The following is an 18,852-nucleotide window of genomic DNA, read 5'->3' as shown; positions in this document are numbered from 1 at the left end:
TCAAAGCTGATGCCGAATTGCGATCGCTTCTTGACACCGAGCTTTTAGAAGAAATCGCCCGGAACACAACCCAACTGTCACCGGGTTTCGATGTTGCTAAATACCGAAACAGTTTGCAGTGCAGCTATGGCTATCTGAAGCTGTACATCCTCGACAGCACGGATCGCGCCGATACCATCAAGCTGTGGAACATGTTCATTGAGCAGACGGTGAGAGAGGCATTGCCACCGATGCGCTATGAACTACCTTTGGACTTGAAGCGACAACTGCAAGAACAGGGACAACTGGATGATTTATCGCCTGAAGCATTAGAACACTATCGACGTGAGTATTTTGAACAGCCAGCCCGGAAGGTATTAGAGGCAGTCGCAGAGGCTCAACATGCGGTAATTCTGGGTGATCCGGGAGCAGGGAAGTCTACTCTGTTGCAGTATCTTGCATTGGATTGGGTGGAGGGCAAAACGGAAACCTTGCCGTTATTGATTGAGTTACGGGAATATGTGCTGGCTCAATCGGCAAACTTTCTGGAGTTTCTGCATCGTGGGCGTGGGGCAGACTGGCAGTTTGACCAGCAGCAGCTCCATCAGCATTTGTTGGAGAACCCCACGCTTTTTATGTTTGATGGGCTGGATGAGGTGTTCGATCGCCCCACTCAATCTACAGTGATCGATGACATTATTCGCTTTGCCCAACAGTATCCCCAAGCCAGGGTTTTAGTTACCTCGCGGATCATTGGCTACAACCCAGAACGCTTTCAACATGCTGGGTTCCGTCAATTTACCATCCAATCCCTTGATGAAACCGAGATTCATGAGTTTATCGATCGCTGGTATGACCTGGCAATGGGCAGTGATTTGGATAAGGCACGATTGAAGCAGCGATTGAAGAATGCGATCGCCAATTCCAAAGCCATTGAAAACCTTGCCGACAATCCTCTGCTATTAACGATGATGGCAATCCTGAATCGACGGCAGGAGTTACCGCGCGATCGAGCAGATCTCTATGACCAGGCTTCACGGGTGTTGTTATACCACTGGGATGTGGATCATAAGCGGTTACAGTTGCCGATGGATGCGATCGGGCGGCGAGAAAAGCAGGAGATGCTGCGCCTGATTGCCTATGAAATGCAGGCAGGGGAGGAGGGACTGAAGGGAAATTTAATTGGTGTCGATCGGTTGACGCGGATTCTGACGGATCATCTACGCGATCAGGGCTTTAGTGAACCTCGTGAGAAGGCTGATCGGTTGATTCAACAATTACGAGAGCGTAACTTTATTCTCTGCTATCGAGGTGCGGATACTTACGGATTTGTCCATCGCGCATTTTTGGAATATTTCTGTGCTTCGGAGATTGTAAATCGATTTGAGAAACAGCGATTGATCAGCTTTGAACAGTTACGGGATGAGGTGTTTGGGAAACACTGGCAGGACGAAACTTGGCATGAAGTACTACGGTTAATCTGTGGAATGATTGATGCGAAATTTGTGGGGGCAATCGTCGAATTTTTAAGATGGCATCATTTGGGAGAGAAAAGAGGTTTTGCTAACCTATTTCTAGCAGCTTACTGTCTTGGAGAAGCCGGTAATTGCTTAGATATTCAAGATATCTCACGAAAGCTTCTAAAGCATCTACAGTGGATGCGTATGTACATCAATCAATATGTGAAGGATACGTATACTCTCTTTTATGAGGGAGATGAGGAAGACATAGATTACGATAGATTAGAGTGGGCATCGAACACTATTATTGAGTTTATTGAAATCATTGCTGAAATATGGAGAGGAGATTCGGAAGCTTATTTTTGGTTAAAAGATTGCATTTATTATGATTATTATGATGGACTCAGTTCGGTTGATCAGTTCGCAGGATCGAAGTGGACAGCTGTGCAAATGCTTGGGAAGTATCATTCCAACCATCCCGACTTACTACCGTTTCTAAAAAAATTACAGCGAGATGCCTATACCTATTTACGAGAAGTAGCTATTTGGGTAATGGCTGAGAATTACCAAGATGATCCTGAAACTTTACTTCTACTCAAAAATTGTTTGAAGAATGAGCATGAGCATAGCGATATTAAAGTGGTATCTGTGAGTGCATTAGCTCACTTTTTTTCAAGTGATCCCGAAGTATTTGAGCTACTACATAGCGCTGCTAAAAATGACTCATTTATTTCCGAAAAAGATGGAGAAGATAATCCGCGTAAAACTGTACTAGAGTCTTTGCTCAGAAATTATCCTACCTACCCAAAAACGATCGAACTCTTACACGATCGCGCCATCAACGATCCCGACGAGCAATTGCGGGAATGGGCACAGGAGCAGATTAAGAAGCTGGAGCAATCTTGAAGAATTTTGATAGATGGAGGTTTTGGGCGATCGCCTATGCTTAATTGGAAAGGTTAGAAGCGGCTACGTTAGGGAAAATGGCGAAACTCACACTTCCTCAACTGGAACGGCATCTATTTGCGGCGGCGGATATTCTGCGGGGCAAGATGGATGCTTCGGATTTCAAGGAGTACATTTTTGGGATGCTGTTCCTGAAGCGGGCTTCTGATGTGTTTGAGAAGCGGTATCAGGAGATCATTCAGGAGAATTTGACACGGGGACGCAGTGAGGAAGAAGCCAGGAAGCGGGCAGAGAGTGCTTTGAGCTATCGAGAGACGTTTTTTGTGCCAGAGAAGGCACGGTGGGCATATATCCGGGATGAGGTGGGACAGCGATCGTCTGGGGTAAGTGATGGGCTGAACAAGGCTCTGGAGGCTTTGGAGGAAGCGAATCAGTCCTTGGCTGGGGTGTTGGGGCATATTGACTTTAATCGCCAGATGGGAAAGAGCCGCATTTCCGACCTGAATTTGAAGAAGCTGATCAAGCATTTCAACAAATATCGTCTGCGAAATGAGGATTTTGTTTTCCCAGATTTGTTGGGGGCGGCATACGAGTATTTGATTGCGGAGTTTGCCGACTCGGCAGGTAAGAAGGGCGGAGAGTTTTATACGCCGCGTGAAGTGGTGCAGTTGATGGTACGGCTGGTGAAGCCGAGGGAAGGGATGTCGGTGTATGATCCCTGTGTCGGGTCGGGTGGAATGCTGATCCAGTCGAAGCAATCTGTGGAGGAGTGTGGCGGTAATTCTGGCAATTTAGCCCTGTATGGGCAGGATAATAATGGCGGGGTTTGGGCAATCTGTAAGATCAATATGCTGTTGCATGGGATCCGGGATGCCCAAATTGAGAATGATGACACCTTAGCCAATCCCCTGCATGTGTCAGATGGGGAGTTGATGCGGTTCGATCGCGTCCTCAGTAATCCGCCCTTTTCCCAGAACTACAGCCAGGAGGGCATGGAGTTCCAGAACCGCTTCACCCACGGATGGTGCCCGGAGAGCGGCAAGAAGGCAGACCTGATGTTTGCCCAGCATATGCTATCGGTACTGAAGTCGGATGGGATGATGGCAACGGTGATGCCGCATGGGGTGCTGTTTCGGGGTGGGGAGGAGAAGAAGATCCGCCAGAGCTTGATTGAGCAGGATCATCTGGAAGCGGTGATTGGCTTGCCGCCAAATCTGTTCTATGGCACGGGAATTCCGGCTTGCATTCTGGTAATGCGTCCGAAAGGGGCGAAGGCAGCAGAGCGGCAGGGGAAGGTGCTGTTTATCAATGCGGATGCTGAGTTTCATGCGGGTCGTGCCCAGAATTATCTGCGTCCAGAACATATCGAGAAGATGGTCTATGCGTTTGAGCAGTTTCAGCCGATTCCGGGCTATGCGGCGGTGGTAGAGAAACAGGACTTGAAGGACAACGACTACAACTGCAATATTCGCCGTTATGCTGACAATGCCCCACCTCCAGAACCGCATAATGTGCGATCGCACCTGTTGGGAGGCATCCCCAAAGCTGAGGTCGAGGCAAAGTGTCAGTTGCTCACGGCACATGGGCTTGACCCGGAACGGATTTTTGTGGAACACGGGTTTTAAAAGAACAAGATGAACGAGTATCTAGATTTCGCCTTAAACATCACCGATCGCGCCCAGATTAAACCCTTGATTGAGACTGATCCGGGAGTACAGGCACAAGAAGGTAAGCTTTATGGGGCGTTTGAACGGTGGTGGACGAATCACTCGTCGGGATTGCAGCTATTGCCAACCAGCCATGCCGTGATGGAGTTACGAACTGAATTGCTGGGTTCATTTGGGCTGGTGTTGGAGCCGATCGGGTTGCTCGATCGCTTCAAGGTGTCGGGGGTGGTGGCGAGTTGGTGGGATGAAGTGAAGTATGAACTACGTACCCTCTCAGAATCGGGCTTTGGTGGTTTGGTGGATAGCTGGGTGGATACGATCGCTGATGCCCTGAAGCCGGAGGAGGATGACGAGGGCACGACGAAAAGCAGTCGAGAGAAGTTTGACCCGTTGAACCACAAGCTGGTGTTGCAGCTTTTGCCCGATTACCTGGAGGAGATTGCCAACGCGGAGGCAACGATCGCGGAGTTGGAGCAGCAAAAAGAGGCGTTTGAGCGGGGTGAGGATGATGAATCTGAGGGCGAAGGGTCGGAGGAGGAAGAGGGCGAAGCGGTGAATGTGGTGAAGGAGTTGGAGCATCGGCGCAAGCAGTTGAAAGCGTCGATTAAGGACTCTCAGCAGCGGATCAAGTGGCTGAAGCGGGGAGCGAGTGTGAAGGATGGCGAGTCGATCGCCGCTCTGAAGAAGTTGGGCAAGGATACGACGGTGTTGGAGCAGGAGTTAGCAGAGTTGGAATTGGGAATTGCTCCGGTGGAGGCAGAGATTGCCGAGATTGAGGCGAAGCTGGAGCCTTACAACGAAATCAAGAAGCAATTGTCAGAGGCGAAGGGTACGCTGAGACGGTTGAAGGAGGAGTTGATCGATCGCCTGAAGCAGAAACGGCAGGCATTGGCGGAGGCAGACTGTCAGGAGACGGTGCTGGTAATTTTCAAGGAGGGGTTGCGATCGGAACTGGAGCGGTATGTGGTGGCGCATCGGCAACAGGTGATTACGGCAGTTGAGAACTGGTGGGATAAGTATCGCGTGACGCTGCGAGACATCGAAACAGAGCGAGATGCAGCTGCGAAACAGCTCGATCGATTTTTGCAAGGGTTGGGATACGCTGAAAGGTAAAGGCATGGATGAGGGACAACGAAATGAGCACAGTCCTGGATTTATCACCCATCACTCAACTGACCCGTGAGCAGTTTTATCAACTGTGCATGGTAAACCGTGATATTCCATTAGAACGATCGCCTAGAGGAGAGTTGATTATCGTGTCCCCAGTTGGTGGAGAAAGTGGTAGTTGGGAAGCCAATTTAATTGGTGATGTGATTATTTGGAATCGTCAAACTCGATTGGGTGTAGTGTTCAGTTCGTCTACCATTTTCAGCTTGCCGGGTGGGGGCGATCGCTCTCCCGATGTGGCTTGGGTGCGGCGCGATCGCTGGGAAGCCCTAACGCCAGAGGAACGGGAAACGTTTCCGCCAATTTGTCCCGATTTTGTGATCGAACTGCGGTCTAGAACCGATCGCATCAAACCTCTTCAGGAGAAGATGCAGGAATATCTGGATAGTGGTTTGCAATTGGGGTGGTTAATTAACCCACAGGAGCAGCAGGTAGAAATTTATCGCCCTGGACAGCCTGCGGAGGCGGTGGCGATGCCTACGGTGTTGTCGGGTGAAGCGGTTTTACCGGGTTTTAGATTAGAAGTGGAGGGATAAGGAGACGCCATGCGATCGATCGAAACTACCGTAACCGTCTCGGCTGATGGCAAACTCACGCTTCAGTTGCCTGCGGATATTCCACCCGGTCAACACCGAGTTGTGCTGGTCATTGATGAGCGAATTGATTCGCCAGTGTCCTCTACCCATGAAATTGACGCTGCCTTTGCCGAGATGGCAGATGATGCAGAGTATCAGGCAGAGGCACGCCAAATTGAAGCAGAATTTGCACCGGCTCAATGGGAGGCATTACAGGCGATCGAGGCTGAGCTATGAAACGGGGAGAGGTCTATGATGCTCGCCTTGATCCAACAGAAGGGTCAGAACAAGCAGGAACCCGTCCAGTGATTGTTGTTAGCCGAGATGCCATCAATGCAGCAAGTTCCGTGATTCTTGCAGTTCCCTGTACAACCTACCGCTCAGGTCGGCGGATTTATCCCAGTCAGGTATTGATTTCCGCACCCGAGGGCGGGTTAGCCAACGATTCGATCGCTCTGGCTGAGCAAGTGCGTGTACTGGCAAAAACTCGGCTGTTACGTCACAGGGGAACATTATCCAGTGAGACACTGGTGCAGCTTAATCAAGCATTGGCGATCGCGTTGGATTTGGCTGGTCACAGTTCCTGAGTAGTAAATCCTTCAAACAGAGGTAGAAATGTGATGGATGAGGAGATGGAACTGGAGCAGTATGGGGTGGCACATCGGCAACAGGTGATTGCGGCAGTTGAGAACTGGTGGGATAAGTATCGGGTGACGCTGCGAGATATTGAGGCAGAGCGGGATGAGTCAGCAAAGCAGTTAGATACGTTTTTGAAGGGGTTGGGGTATGCCTAAGACCCGTAACCAAATTAAAGATTTTAAGAATACGCCTATCGGTGAGTTCCCCTCTGATTGGGATATTGTTTCGATTGATGAGATCGCTGTTCATGTAGGCAGTGGTTTAACTCCTAGAGGAGGAAGCAATGTTTACAAAGAAGAGGGAATTCTTTTTATCCGTAGCCAGAATGTTACTTTCAACGGATTGATTCTGAATGATGTAGCACATATTGATGAACGAACACATGAGAGCATGAGTCGTAGTGAGATTTTTGCTCATGATGTACTGTTGAATATTACAGGTGCATCAATAGGTCGCTGTTGTCCAATGCCAGAAGGGCTTGGCATTGCTAATGTAAATCAGCACGTCTGCGCGATTCGGTTGCCTAATCCCTGCCACGAAGATGCTATTTTCTTATCCTCTGTGCTATCTTCACCAATCGGGCAGTCACAAATAGATAAGCTAAATGCTGGTGGTAATCGTGAGGGACTGAATTATGAGCAATTGCGTGGTTTTCTAATTCCTTTCCCGCAACCAAGTGAACGTGCTGGAATCGCCAATGTTTTTACGATGAGAGTGTTCTATTTTTTGTGTAAGCCTTGAGATCGTCAATAGTTGAAGCGTCCTGGAAATAGGATAGCAAAATGTGACAAGGCTGCCTTCCAATTTTTAATCGGTCGGTTCCATCGCTTGGCAATGTTGTTCATTGCCAAATACATCAACTTGAACACAGACTCCTCATCTGGAAACACTGCTTTAGTCTTAATTACCTTGCGCAACGAGCGATTCAGCGACTCAATCGCATTGGTGGTGTAGATGACTTTGCGAATATCCATTGGATAGTCAAAGATAGGAATAATGTTCTCCCAATGCCGAATCCAAATCTGGCTAATCGCCGGATAAAGGGCATCCCATTTAACCGAAAACGCATCCAGGGCCGCTTCTGCCTCCTCAAGCGTGGCGGCTTGATAAATCGGCTTGAGGTCTGCTGCTACTGCCTTGGAGTCCTTCCAGGGGACGTAGCGCAGGCAGTTGCGAATCAGATGCACGATACACAGTTGCACCTGAGTTTTGGGATACAGTGCCTCAATCGCCTGGGGAAAGCCCACCAGTCCATCACAGCAGGCAATCAGAATATCCTTCAATCCTCTGTTCTTCAAATCTGTCAGTACTTTCAACCAGAACTTGGCTCCTTCGGCTTCGGCCTCTCCAATCCACAACCCCAAAAGCTCCTTGTTGCCCTCGCAGTTGACGCCCAAAACCACGTACACGGCTCGTTTACTGACACGTCCAGAAACTTTGATATTGACGTACAAAGCATCCAGGTAAAGGATGGGGTACACCTCATCTAAAGGACGCACCTGCCAGGCTTTCACTTCGTTGCTGACGGTGTCAGTCACCTCACTGATGAGAGCAGGTGAGATGTTGACACCATAGAGTTCTTCCAACTGAGCACTGATGTCTCGAGTGCTTAACCCTCGCGCATACAGCACCAGAATCTTCTCATCGAGTCCGGCTAACCGTCGTTGGTGCTTGGGTACCAGGACGGGTTCAAACTCGCCGTTACGGTCTCGTGGGATCGCTAAGTCCATCTCACCATGGTCTGACTGGATGGTCTTCTTGGAGTAGCCATTACGGCTATTACTCCGAGGTGGGCTCTCTGGTTCTGGGTCGTCAAGCTCACTGGTCTCGGACTTGAGGTGGTGGTTCAGCTCCCCCGCTAAGGCTCGTTCAATCAGCCGTTTGCTCAGTTGTTTGAGTAAACCCGATTCGCCCAAAATATCCTCTGGAGTCTGGCAGTCTGCCAACAACTCATCAAGCATCTCATCCACGCGATTGGTCTCTTTTTTCTTCCGTGCCCTGATGCGGTCTCCTGAATTACTGGGATTTTAGACCGCTTACACAAAATCTTGAACAGTCTCTAGGCTACCAGTTATCTTCTAAAAGTTGGTTCCAATCGTAAGCAACAACATTCGATGCGATCGCTTGATTCGCTGGTTGATGCATAGACTTTACAACGCTAGTTTCAGGTTCATCGATAGTCAGAGTCGAATCTTCCAGATTATCCGGCTGATTCTCAAGAACAGCATCTTGAACAGTAAGGATTAGATCTTCTAGATTATCCGACTGATTCTCAGGAACAGCATTTTGAGGAAATAGTTCAACCACTTTCGATTCATTAGTCTTTTGATTACGCTGTTCCTGAGCTTTCCTACGACGTTGTCTCTTAGATTTTCGCTTCTTCTCAATACAATCATATAAACCCAGTCGTTCAGCCCAAATGGAGCTATTGTCAACCGCTTGTCCTCGTTCACGCAGTTTTCGCTTCAGCCATTCCAGTTCTTCTAGAGAAACCTGATCATCTTTTACATCTCTTGCACAGACGACACCAATGAACTCTCCTGGTCGATCACGTTTAGAGAGTGTGTAAGCCAAAAGCGCCATGATGTTGCGCTGGTCATATTTGAGAGAAATTTCATCTCCTTCATAGTCTACGAGACAGTCTCCCTGATACACTAACCCTTTAAAACGAACACAGCCATACTTTTCAACTTTGCGATGGGTTACTTTCATTAAACAGATATCGAGTTCACGTTCACTCAATATTTCCGGTTCCATTAGTAGTCTTGCCTTCCACCGCTCAAATCGCTTTTGATTTGCTATCCTCGGATAATCATGTTGATTGTAATGATCGACAAAATATCGCACCAATACTTTTTCTAGCTCATCCAATGTTAGAGAGGCTTGCTTCTCAGCTTCTTTAGGGCGTCCCGCAATGTTCGAACCTGTATAACCTGGAAGATGAGATAGAACCTCTTTATTAATTTTGTCGAAAATAGTTTCAACCAAACCTCCGGCTGAGGGAAAAGCTCGTAAACGTCGCTTGAAGCCGACCTGCATTGAAATTTGCTTCAAGTGATTGGACTTAAATTCTTTCGCTCGATCGGTCAACCAATACTCTGGTACTCCGCAAACATTCCATTCTTCCTGAAGCCCGTATTCTGATCCATAATGCTTAGGCAATATAGCATGACGCAGTGCTAAACCCACTTCATGAGAGCCTGCGGCTTCAAATCCCAAATGAAACCCCGCAACACAACCAGAATAACTATCCATGATCAAAGTGATATAAGGACGACCGATAATATCCTGTGTCTGGTCGTCCCACTGCAAAATCACTTCCCCTTCTCCATCAACCAGCAAAATATCAAGCTTGGTATGGTCACATTGCCAAACCTGATTGCTGTGAGTCAGTTCTATAATTCCTTCAGTAGTTTGAATAACTTGCCCTTCAGCAGGTGAGCCAGGATGACGAACCTTCTTATTTTTTTGTTCAAGATAAAAATTGACAACTTTGTAAACAGTTACATGAGAGGGATGTTTTCCCTTAACTAGATCTTCAAGGACTTCTGGGAAACCTTTGAAGCAATCGGCATATTTCTTACCCTGCAATGCTTCTCTTTGAGACGCCAGAGCGACTAGATGAACATAAACACCATTGATATTAATCCGAGAACCGTCACGCCGTCCCCACTCATAAGTCTTCACAATAAACTTAAACCATTGATCAGAAATGCGGAATTGCCCTTCGTCTTTACGACCAACTCCAAGAGCGGCAACTCCCTCCTCTTTGACCTTATTCATCATTGACCGAATGGTGCGGGTCGTTTTGCCCAACGTCTCAGCAGCATGAAGAATGGCTGCTCTACGTGCTTGTTTATCAGGTGCTTGGAAGATTGCATCGATCAGATCGATCTTCTGCTGGACTTCTGGCGAAACTCCATTGAGGAGAATAGAGGGACTACTCTGTTGCACCTTTAGCAATTCTGAAACTTCAAGGGGGGAGCCAGTTTCTGAGACAGTTAGCGTAGACATAACAACTTTCCTACAGTCGTTCGAGAAAAGTGAAGTAGTTTAATTTAAATAATACAGGAGTACTGGCAAATTTGTGAAGCTATTAAATTTAAGGATTTCTCGGAGAATAAAGCAACAGAGGATAGCCTCGAAATCCTTGCCAAGCAAGGATTTCGAGGTTCTTATTGAGTTCTATAGAAAGTGAAGTTTTTAATTTAAATTGGAAATTAACTATTTAAATGGACAAAAACTATAGCGCTTCGCGCCTATGTAGACCACGTTTACTGAGAGAGAGCCGCGCTCCAAGCGGCTCTCTCTTAGTAACTTATGCTTTACGCCCTTGAGCTTAGTTGTACCAATACAGCTCGAATTGCTGTGGCGATCGCCCCTTTCGGTAAACTTGCCAAAATTTGCTGCCCCTGAAGTAGTAAAAAGGATTTGAAGATAGCATCATCTTCTGCTTCTTTAAGTAAAAGTTGCTGTAATAATTCGACTTGCGTCAAGGCAGTGGTAGCAACCTGGGTTTCTTGAAACTGCTTGATCAACCCCTTTAAACCCTCAATAAATTGGGGTGGATTTTGATTCTTGGCGACGACACTACGAATTTGCTGTGCTGCTTCGGTATAGGTAAGGGTACCAGACCCTGCCAGGTTGGTAATCGTGCCACCCGAAATATAAAAGTTATTACCAAACGGTTGCTTGCTGAGATTCTTTAAAGCTTCGGCTTGCACTTCAGAAATGCCTGCTAATCGTCGAATCAATTGTTCGCTGTCTGCCAAGCGTGCTTTGGTTTCTTTGTATTCTTTGTAAATTGAATCTTTAATGGTAGCTTCTAATTGTTTTTCGCGATCGCTAGCTTGATATGCCTCTGTCAATCGTTGTTCCAATAACTTCTCGATTTCAGGATTAGTGCTGATTACTTTCACAATCCACAAATCACCTCGTTGTTCAATGCCGTTTAATTTCAATTGCAAATCGGGTTCATCCGTCTGCAACTTGTAGAAAGCAAGGCTGAGTGCGTTGTAGTTAAAATCGCCCTTAAACACAGTTCTAATTCATTGGCGGGTTCTTCAAACAGTGCGGCAAACTCACCCGGCTCAAAATCTCGTCCAGTGGGATAGCGCCGCATCGGTTCGCCTGTTTCATCCAGTTCTCGATAGATATAGTCACAAGTAACCTGTTTAAAACACGTCTGCTCATTCACACTCCAATCTTTGATGCAGATACCTGTGAGCCTGGCGTTCGTAAAATTAGTTCCCATGACCAGCGATCGCGCCAAAATTGCACCTCGAAGATCGGCATTGGTCAAATCGGCATCAGTCAAATCTGTATCGATAAAGGACATGCGCCGCAAATCTGCACCCTGGAGGTAGGCACCCCGCAAAACCAATCGATTGAAATTTTGTTCTTTCGAGCATCCATGCGTCAGCAATTTCTGAACCTTCATCTCTTCCAGATCCAGATATTGGCTATCGACCCGAGCACGTTCCAGTCCAATCACACCTTGAAAACAAGTCTGGTGCAGCGTTTTTGCCCGCAGATCCGTATTGGTCAATACTGCCCCTTGCAAGTTGACGTGACTCAAATCTAATCCTCGAAATGAAGTACCCTGCCAGGAACCGATTGCCAGTGCCAGCGTACGAATGAAACTGATTTGTTCTAAAGGTACACCCCGACGAATATTCGTTAGCCATGCACTCCAGGCAATACCCAGGTTTACCATCAAGCCAACCAAAAGGGCTACTGTTTTGATCTGAGCTTGTTGAGGGGCAGGCAAATTAAATAGAGCTTGACCGGCAAGCGAGGCTTTGTCAGAGAGGATAGTGAGTGAACCTAAAATACCTCCCATCCACAGGACAACTATCCCCATGCCTTTAAACAATCGGATAGAACCAAATAAAACATCCATCAGGGCGATCGCAAACCGAGTTATCAATCCGCTGAGATTGCTCAGCAGTAGCCCCAATAGCAGAGTAATGAACAGGGTAATGGCAAAGGCGGAGGTTGGTTGAAACGCTGGCGGTAGGACATGGAACTGCCCCAGAATAAGAGCAACAAGGGTCAATATGCCTGTGCTTACGAGAATCGCGACCAGTGTTTCATACCAGGGCTTATAGATTGACGTGACCGTACCCACTATGACTACGAAGGTCATCAGTACCCATTCCAGAGATGCTAACGAGGCGGTGATGCGGATGTTGAGGTAGGTTGTACTGCCCAGAAAACTGGCAAAAAATCCCGCGATCGCCAGTAGTACTCCAACAAATAACGTTAATGTCAGTTTACCAACTCGCGTATGACCTGCGATCGCACATCGCAGATCGGCAGTGAGCTGATCCTGCCGAAAGCGTTGACCTCTGATATCGTGAGGGCTGGATTGAGAGGATGGATTCGCTTGCATGCTTGATTTAGCCTTTAAGAAATCATGCAAACACTACATTTTGCAACATGGGGTGTGGGCTGCGTTCCTAGCACCTTCCAAACTTTTGATTTGGTGTACTAGGTTGTATGATGCTACGCACTCAAACCCAGGAGGGTAGTGTATTAATGCACAACCCAGCCTGACTCGATTACGTAAGGCTATAGTAAGCCAAATTTTGATTTAGGAAATGGCAAAATGCCATTGTCTAACCCTGCACATTCACCCATAATTAACAGCAACATTGCTCTTAATAGCGGCAGGTGTGCATCCTATGACTCTTCAACCTGATGATGCTGGGCACCGAAGATCCGAATATTGGTTCTATCACGGCAATTTTTCAATTGGTCATTTTCGCGTTTCTACCATTGGTGAGGTGAGCGATCGCCTTGAGACAGCACCAGAAGATATTGCGAAGATCATGGCGATCGTGGATAAGCGGCAACGGGCTCGACAAAACACCTTGGTTAGTGTTGTCATCGATGAACCTGATTTTGAACCCGTCTCTTTTCTGCAACAGGGCAGTCGTCAAGCGTTAGCCGTTTGTCGATTGGCACGAGAGTTTTCTCTCAGCGACTTTTCTAGCTTTATTGAAACAATTCAACTTTCTGAAACGATCAGTCTGGAAAATTTCAATTCGATTGCCAAGCTCAAGGAACTCTTTTCCATTCCAACGGACGTTGCTGATGTCATTTTGGCGGGTGATAGGATTTGGACATCGCTTCAGAAACGGCTTGAAGATTTGACTGACATTGACAAATTGAACCTTTCAATTTTCCCATCCTCTTCTATCTGGTCTCAGGCAATTGATATCATCTCAGACACCACAGCCGACGGCAAAAAAGCAATTAATCCTAAAAAGCTGCATTCTGTTGACACCATAGCCACTGCCCTCAAACAATCCCCACAAGAGATCTGCTTAAACAAGCAGTCAATCAATGAGCAGCAGATCAATGAGCAGCAAATTAATCAATTGGCGAATGAGATTTTTCTCTGGGGATTTTTAGGAGCGCTTAAAAACATTAGCGACAACGATCTGATCAAACTCAATCCGATTCCGATTGGCACTGGTTTTTTGGTTTCTAACTTCTATTTGTTAACTAATAACCATGTGATTCAAAGTCCCAAAATTGCGGAACAGTGTATTGCTCAATTCAACTATGTGCAAGATGAATCGGGTGTAGTTCAGCAATCTGATGATTACCTCCTAGATCCACGCAGTCTCTTTATCACCAATCCATATCTCGATTACACCCTGGTGCAACTGAAATATGACAGATTAAAACGGCATCCGGGATACGAATTTGGCTGGGTGCAACTCATTGAGGATGAGGAAAGCGCCACGCCGGAACTATTCTGGCTGCAAGTCGAAAAGAACCAGCCAGATGCAAACAATACACTGCTCTTTGCTCTGAAATCCTTGCCCAGTAGCAAAGACTATGTGATCAGGCAAGGGCAAACACCGGGTCAGAAAACAGTATTTGTGATTCAACCTTCCAAAGGACGTAAAGCCAGCGAGATCGAGAAACTCAAACAGGAGATTCAGCAATCGAAGGAACTCAAAGATACTTTCAACGAGATATCGGGCGATCCCGTTTTTATTGTCCAACACCCTAAGGGACGACATAAACAGGTAGTTTTAAATGATAATCGAATTATTAATGGTGGGCTATTTAGGGATTTCTTGAGATATCGGGCAGACTCCGATTATGGCTCGTCAGGTAGCCCCGTATTTAACGATAAATGGCAACTCATCGCTCTCCATCACGCCGCCGTAGCCCAAGAAGAACCATCGTCTTCTAGTGCAGGGGTTGTCATTACGGCGCAACAAGGCATCAGAATTCACCGGATTATTGACGATCTGAAGCAAAAACGGTTTGAACAACCCAAACTCAAAGATTTCATCGCTGATTATGTGATCACAAAGGAGCAGCTTAACTATCCACCCTTCCCGTGTGGGTTAGAGTTTGATGGGGTCAGCGCCTACGTCAATGCCGATGCTGGAATTGAGGGGGAAGAAGATGAAATCATTGCCTTTGTCAGCGCCAGCCAGGATGGCATGATTAAAGCCTGGAGTCAGGGTGGCTTAGAGGTCAAATCTTTTGCCGTGGACGATAGTCCTTTGATTTGGGTGGACTACCTTGATAACATCCTGATTTATGCCACAGGTGGATACGGAACGATTGGGTTGATTGACCTGAATGCACCCGATGATAAGACGGGTAGCGCAATTCCAGCCAGCGATATTTGGGTGGAATGGGGAGCTGCGATTACCAGTATCAGCTTTGAACGAGACCACAATATATTAGCGATCGTGAGTGATGGCGAGAGTGAGGATGGGTCGGACTGTAGCGATGTAATACTGTTGCAGATCACTGCCGATAAGCCAAAAGCTGAAAGCCTCAGCGATCGCTACACCAGCAAGGTTTTGTGGCAACAAAGCTACCCGTCTACTGTGCAGAGTGTCGCTTTAAGTCAAAGCTCCAGCAATTATCTTTTCGTGGTGATCGGTCTGCCCGATGGAACCGTTGATATGTTTTATGGCATAGACTCAAAAAACTTAAATAATCTCAAACTCCATAACATCAAACTCCATAACACAACGTCATCAGCCGTAAAGAGTTTGGGTTTTGCCAATTTTGAGAGCAGCAATGGTCAGTCAACGTTACTTTTGGCTTCGGGACACGAAGACGGCACCCTCAACCTTTGGCATCTCAACGATATTAGTGCCAACGATGGGTCGTGGAAGCAACAGGAAACCCGTTATGAGACAACATCTGAAGATCCAGACGTCAACCATATTGCGTTTAATCGGAAGGCCCCTCTGGCGGCGACTGCCCATGAGGATGGTACAGTTCGTCTCTGGCAAGTAGTCGATGGAGATGAACTACCACGGTTATCCCATAACGCGACGCTGCAAGGTTCTATGGATGCCGTTAATCATGTTGAGTTCAGTCCAGATGGTCAGATATTAGCAACCGCCACCAGTGATGGTTTGTTAAAACTTTGGAAAGTCGAAAAAGTCGAAAATGAGAGCTTTTACACGCTGAATCCCATCACGTTTTTAAATCAAGATGGATATTTAAGCAATATTCGGTTTAATCCCTCCATCTCACCACTGTTACGGAAGAATGACCCATTCTCGTTATGGAACGCCACTGCCAGCCTCATTAGCCTTAAGCCACTGACGATTGAGGCTTGGGTCAACCCTCACCCCGATGGAGTAGGGGGCACAATTCTCAGCAAGCTGCACCAAGGAGTAGAAGGCGAGTACATTTTTTACATCACCGATGATAATCGTGTGGCTTTTTCCATTGTTTCGGATGATCCCAATCAAATTTCAGCGCCAGCCGAAACGGAGCAAGTATTGCCTTTTGATGAATTTAGTCATGTTGCGGTTACGATCAATCCTAAAATTCCCTCGGATGCCAAATTCAGTGAAGATTGTAATGTCATAACGATCTATATCAATGGATCAAATGGGTCTGATGATAGTCCTTCTAGTCCTATACCTGTCAGAACCGAACTTAATTCCAATCAACCTGCACCCCCCCTTTTGATTGGAGCATTTTTGGGCGGTATGAACTTTTCAAGTGGGTTATCGCAACACGGCAATTCAGGTAAGAGTAATCAGGAGAGTAGCTTTAAATCTGATTATAGTTCTTCGTTACTGGAAGATAGCTGTGCTGGCTTCTTTAAAGGGGCGATCGCAGAAGTCAGAATTTGGCGAACTGCCCATGAGCAAGCTACCATTCGCAAAAACATGCATCGTCGCCTCAATAGTCAAGACGAGGAGGATCTGATCGGCTATTGGCGGTTTGAAGAAGGCATTGGCAATAAAGTCTATAACCTTGCCGCTAGCAATCTAGCGAACCGCTCGGAGGCTTCAACTCAAGGAAAATTAGTCAGCAAAGACTATGGCATTGTCTCGGGTGCCACCTGGATTACGCAGTATTCGCCAGCCCTACCCTTACCTTTTGCGGTTTACTTTGATGGCGTGGATGATTGGATTGAATGTGGAGACGTTTCAGATCTCACAAACGCGATCACGATTGAAGCCTGGATCAAGCACACGCTGGATAATGGTTGGATCGTCCATCGACTTGATTCCCAACAAGGGGGCTATTGTCTGGAATGGTATGAGGGTAGACTTCGCATTACCCTACAGCAAGCCAATCAAAAGCCCATCATTTTTGATACACAAAATTATGCCCCCAGTGACCAGGCATGGCACCATGTGGCGTGTTGTTGGTCATTGCCTGAACCCTCTAGCAATCAATCGGAAGATTTAACTGGGGAACTGGAAATCTTTATCGATGGCGATCGCCAAAATGTTGTTACGGTGACGGGGCAATCTAAAAGTGTTTTAATTAGCGGACGCTATAAAACGTTTGGTCTGTTTGCAGGACCCCTGGGTACGCCAGAGCAACCGCTCAACATTGGAGGTGGGCATGCTGAAGATGAGGCTGTGCATCCTTGGTTTAATGGCGCGATCGCCGATGTCCGGCTCTGGCAAGTCGCCCGCACCCAAACCCAGATCCGGAAAGCCATGTTTTATCGATTGCAGGGTAATGAGCCAGATCTGGTGGGCTATTGGCGGCTGGATAAAGCATTAGAACCTGTAGGACACGCAACCCAACTGCGCAATCGAGTGACTCAATCTGGTCGAGTAAATGGAGGAGTCACCTGGTTTCCAATTCCGACCCAGGATTCGATAGGGAGCCATTCACCCCTCATTGTGCAACCTACTATCGTATTAACCGACATTCAAGATCATTGGGCACGCGACTTTATCCAGGGGTTGGCTGATTTAGGCTATGTGACTGAACTGCTCAATCCCACAGGTATCACACAGGATCGCTATGAACCAGAGGAAACCGTCAACGCAGCGCAGTTTGCCGCGATGCTGATGACCATCCTCAATCAAGCGGATTTGAGGAAAGCCGCATCACTGGAGGTGAAACAATCAGCTATCGAGTTTTCTGACGTCAAGCCAGCATTTGAATGGGCATATCCGGCGATTCAAAAGGCATATCAATATGGCTTTGTACCGACATCTGAAGATGGCATGGTTTGTCCGGGTCGCACCTTAAACCGGATTGAAGTCTGGCGCAACCTGGTCAATGGCTTTGGCTTTTCTAAGAATGAGACTAATGTTTTGAAGATTTACCGCGATCGCAACCAACTCAAGTCAAGCGATCAGTCTGTGGTAGCTATCGCCACCCATCTTTCCTGGATCGTCAACTATCCCGATGTTCATCAACTCAACCCCAACCAACCGATTACCCGCGCCGAAGTGGCTGCCGTGTTCTACCAGATCTTGGTTAGCTTAAAACAAGCAAAGGCGATCGCGTCTCCCTATATCGTCAGCCCAGCAACTCCTGCGGCTCCTAGTTTTAGCGATATTCAAGGGCATTGGGCATTGGATTTCATCAATGAGCTGGCAGCGTTACAAATCATCCAGGGTAGCCATAACAAAATCTTCCGACCAGACGATCAAACAAACGCAGCAGAATATGCGGCAATGGTATGCAGTGCCATCAAACATACCAATTGGGCGCAAGTCATGGGCATTACCAAACAAATGCCACCCAAATTAATAGATGTCAATGCTCAACATTGGGCACGACAGGCACTTTTAGAAACGTGCCAATATGGGTTTGCCTTTCCTTCTTCTACCCAACATATCTATCCAGACCAGGCACTGACTCGCATTCGGACAATTACCTATCTGGTCAGTGGTCTGCGGCTACCCCTCGAAAGCCCAACCCGTACGGCACAGATCCTCAAGGTTTATCCTGCCGCGTGTGATGTGCATACCTTTGATGCCAGATTTAAGCAAATCGTTGCCACTGCTACAAAGGCTGGGTTGATAGTCAGTTGGCAAGGAATACTACAGATGCAGTTTAAATCAGCTATTAGTCGAGCTGAGTTGGCAGCGATGCTGTATCAAGCACTCTTGCTGAAGCAGGTCACAGGAATTAATAAAATCTCTTGTCCCAATATCATCAAGGAGATAACGTCCTAGCATCAGTACAGCGTTGCCA

13 protein-coding genes are annotated in these 18,852 nt (G+C 47.1%); 9 read left to right on the top strand and 4 right to left on the bottom strand.

From position 1 onward, the window contains the following. The 8 genes from ACR6Z4_RS16840 to ACR6Z4_RS16805 form a co-directional block, all read left to right on the top strand. Nucleotides 1-2,345: NACHT domain-containing protein (locus tag ACR6Z4_RS16840; RefSeq protein WP_479718456.1), on the top strand; the 2,345-nt coding region annotated here is incomplete at its 5' end. A gap of 77 nt (nt 2,346-2,422) precedes the next feature. Further along, nucleotides 2,423-3,970 carry a type I restriction-modification system subunit M gene (locus ACR6Z4_RS16835; RefSeq protein ID WP_479718455.1) on the top strand — a complete coding sequence of 516 codons (1,548 nt, stop codon included), beginning with the start codon at nt 2,423-2,425 and terminating at the stop codon, nt 3,968-3,970. Nucleotides 3,971-3,979: 9 nt separating this feature from the next. Beyond that, complete coding sequence (locus tag ACR6Z4_RS16830; protein ID WP_479718454.1) at nt 3,980-5,125, top strand: hypothetical protein; 1,146 nt, start codon at nt 3,980-3,982, stop codon at nt 5,123-5,125. Nucleotides 5,126-5,148: 23 nt separating this feature from the next. Then, nucleotides 5,149-5,715, top strand: coding sequence for a Uma2 family endonuclease (locus ACR6Z4_RS16825; RefSeq protein WP_479718453.1), 567 nt, complete (start codon nt 5,149-5,151; stop codon nt 5,713-5,715). A gap of 9 nt (nt 5,716-5,724) precedes the next feature. After that, a complete protein-coding gene (locus ACR6Z4_RS16820; RefSeq protein ID WP_479718452.1) occupies nt 5,725-5,991 on the top strand; it encodes a hypothetical protein in 267 nt (88 codons plus the stop codon). Beyond that, nucleotides 5,988-6,341 (top strand): type II toxin-antitoxin system PemK/MazF family toxin, encoded by a 354-nt coding sequence (locus tag ACR6Z4_RS16815; protein WP_479718451.1) that lies wholly within the window; start codon nt 5,988-5,990, stop codon nt 6,339-6,341. The genes ACR6Z4_RS16820 and ACR6Z4_RS16815 overlap by 4 nt, the downstream gene beginning before the upstream one ends. Nucleotides 6,342-6,374: 33 nt before the next feature. Further along, nucleotides 6,375-6,548: a hypothetical protein gene (locus tag ACR6Z4_RS16810; RefSeq protein ID WP_479718450.1), complete on the top strand. Its 174-nt coding sequence runs from the start codon at nt 6,375-6,377 to the stop codon at nt 6,546-6,548. After that, on the top strand, nt 6,541-7,134 hold the full coding sequence (locus tag ACR6Z4_RS16805; RefSeq protein ID WP_479718449.1) for a restriction endonuclease subunit S: 594 nt from the start codon (nt 6,541-6,543) through the stop codon (nt 7,132-7,134). The genes ACR6Z4_RS16810 and ACR6Z4_RS16805 overlap by 8 nt, the downstream gene beginning before the upstream one ends. Nucleotides 7,135-7,139: 5 nt before the next feature. Here ACR6Z4_RS16805 and ACR6Z4_RS16800 read toward each other — a convergent pair whose 3' ends face one another. From ACR6Z4_RS16800 to ACR6Z4_RS16785, 4 genes are all read right to left on the bottom strand, one after another. Continuing rightward, a complete protein-coding gene (locus ACR6Z4_RS16800) occupies nt 7,140-8,354 on the bottom strand; it encodes an IS256 family transposase (protein WP_479718460.1) in 1,215 nt (404 codons plus the stop codon). A gap of 103 nt (nt 8,355-8,457) precedes the next feature. Beyond that, nucleotides 8,458-10,407, bottom strand: a complete 1,950-nt coding sequence (locus ACR6Z4_RS16795) for a transposase (protein WP_479718448.1) — start codon at nt 10,405-10,407, stop codon at nt 8,458-8,460. A 311-nt stretch (nt 10,408-10,718) separates the two neighbouring features. Continuing rightward, nucleotides 10,719-11,432: a hypothetical protein gene (locus tag ACR6Z4_RS16790; protein WP_479718447.1), complete on the bottom strand. Its 714-nt coding sequence runs from the start codon at nt 11,430-11,432 to the stop codon at nt 10,719-10,721. Next, nucleotides 11,351-12,787 carry a pentapeptide repeat-containing protein gene (locus tag ACR6Z4_RS16785; RefSeq protein ID WP_479718446.1) on the bottom strand — a complete coding sequence of 479 codons (1,437 nt, stop codon included), beginning with the start codon at nt 12,785-12,787 and terminating at the stop codon, nt 11,351-11,353. Before ACR6Z4_RS16785 ends, ACR6Z4_RS16790 begins: the two co-directional genes overlap by 82 nt. A gap of 292 nt (nt 12,788-13,079) precedes the next feature. On the opposite strand from ACR6Z4_RS16785, the gene ACR6Z4_RS16780 reads away from it, so the two are divergent. Beyond that, on the top strand, nt 13,080-18,833 hold the full coding sequence (locus ACR6Z4_RS16780; RefSeq protein WP_479718445.1) for a LamG-like jellyroll fold domain-containing protein: 5,754 nt from the start codon (nt 13,080-13,082) through the stop codon (nt 18,831-18,833). Nucleotides 18,834-18,852 lie beyond the last annotated feature (19 nt).

It is taken from the genome of Calyptranema fuscum S582 (assembly GCF_055793305.1).
This window is presented reverse-complemented; position numbering and strand designations above follow the sequence as displayed.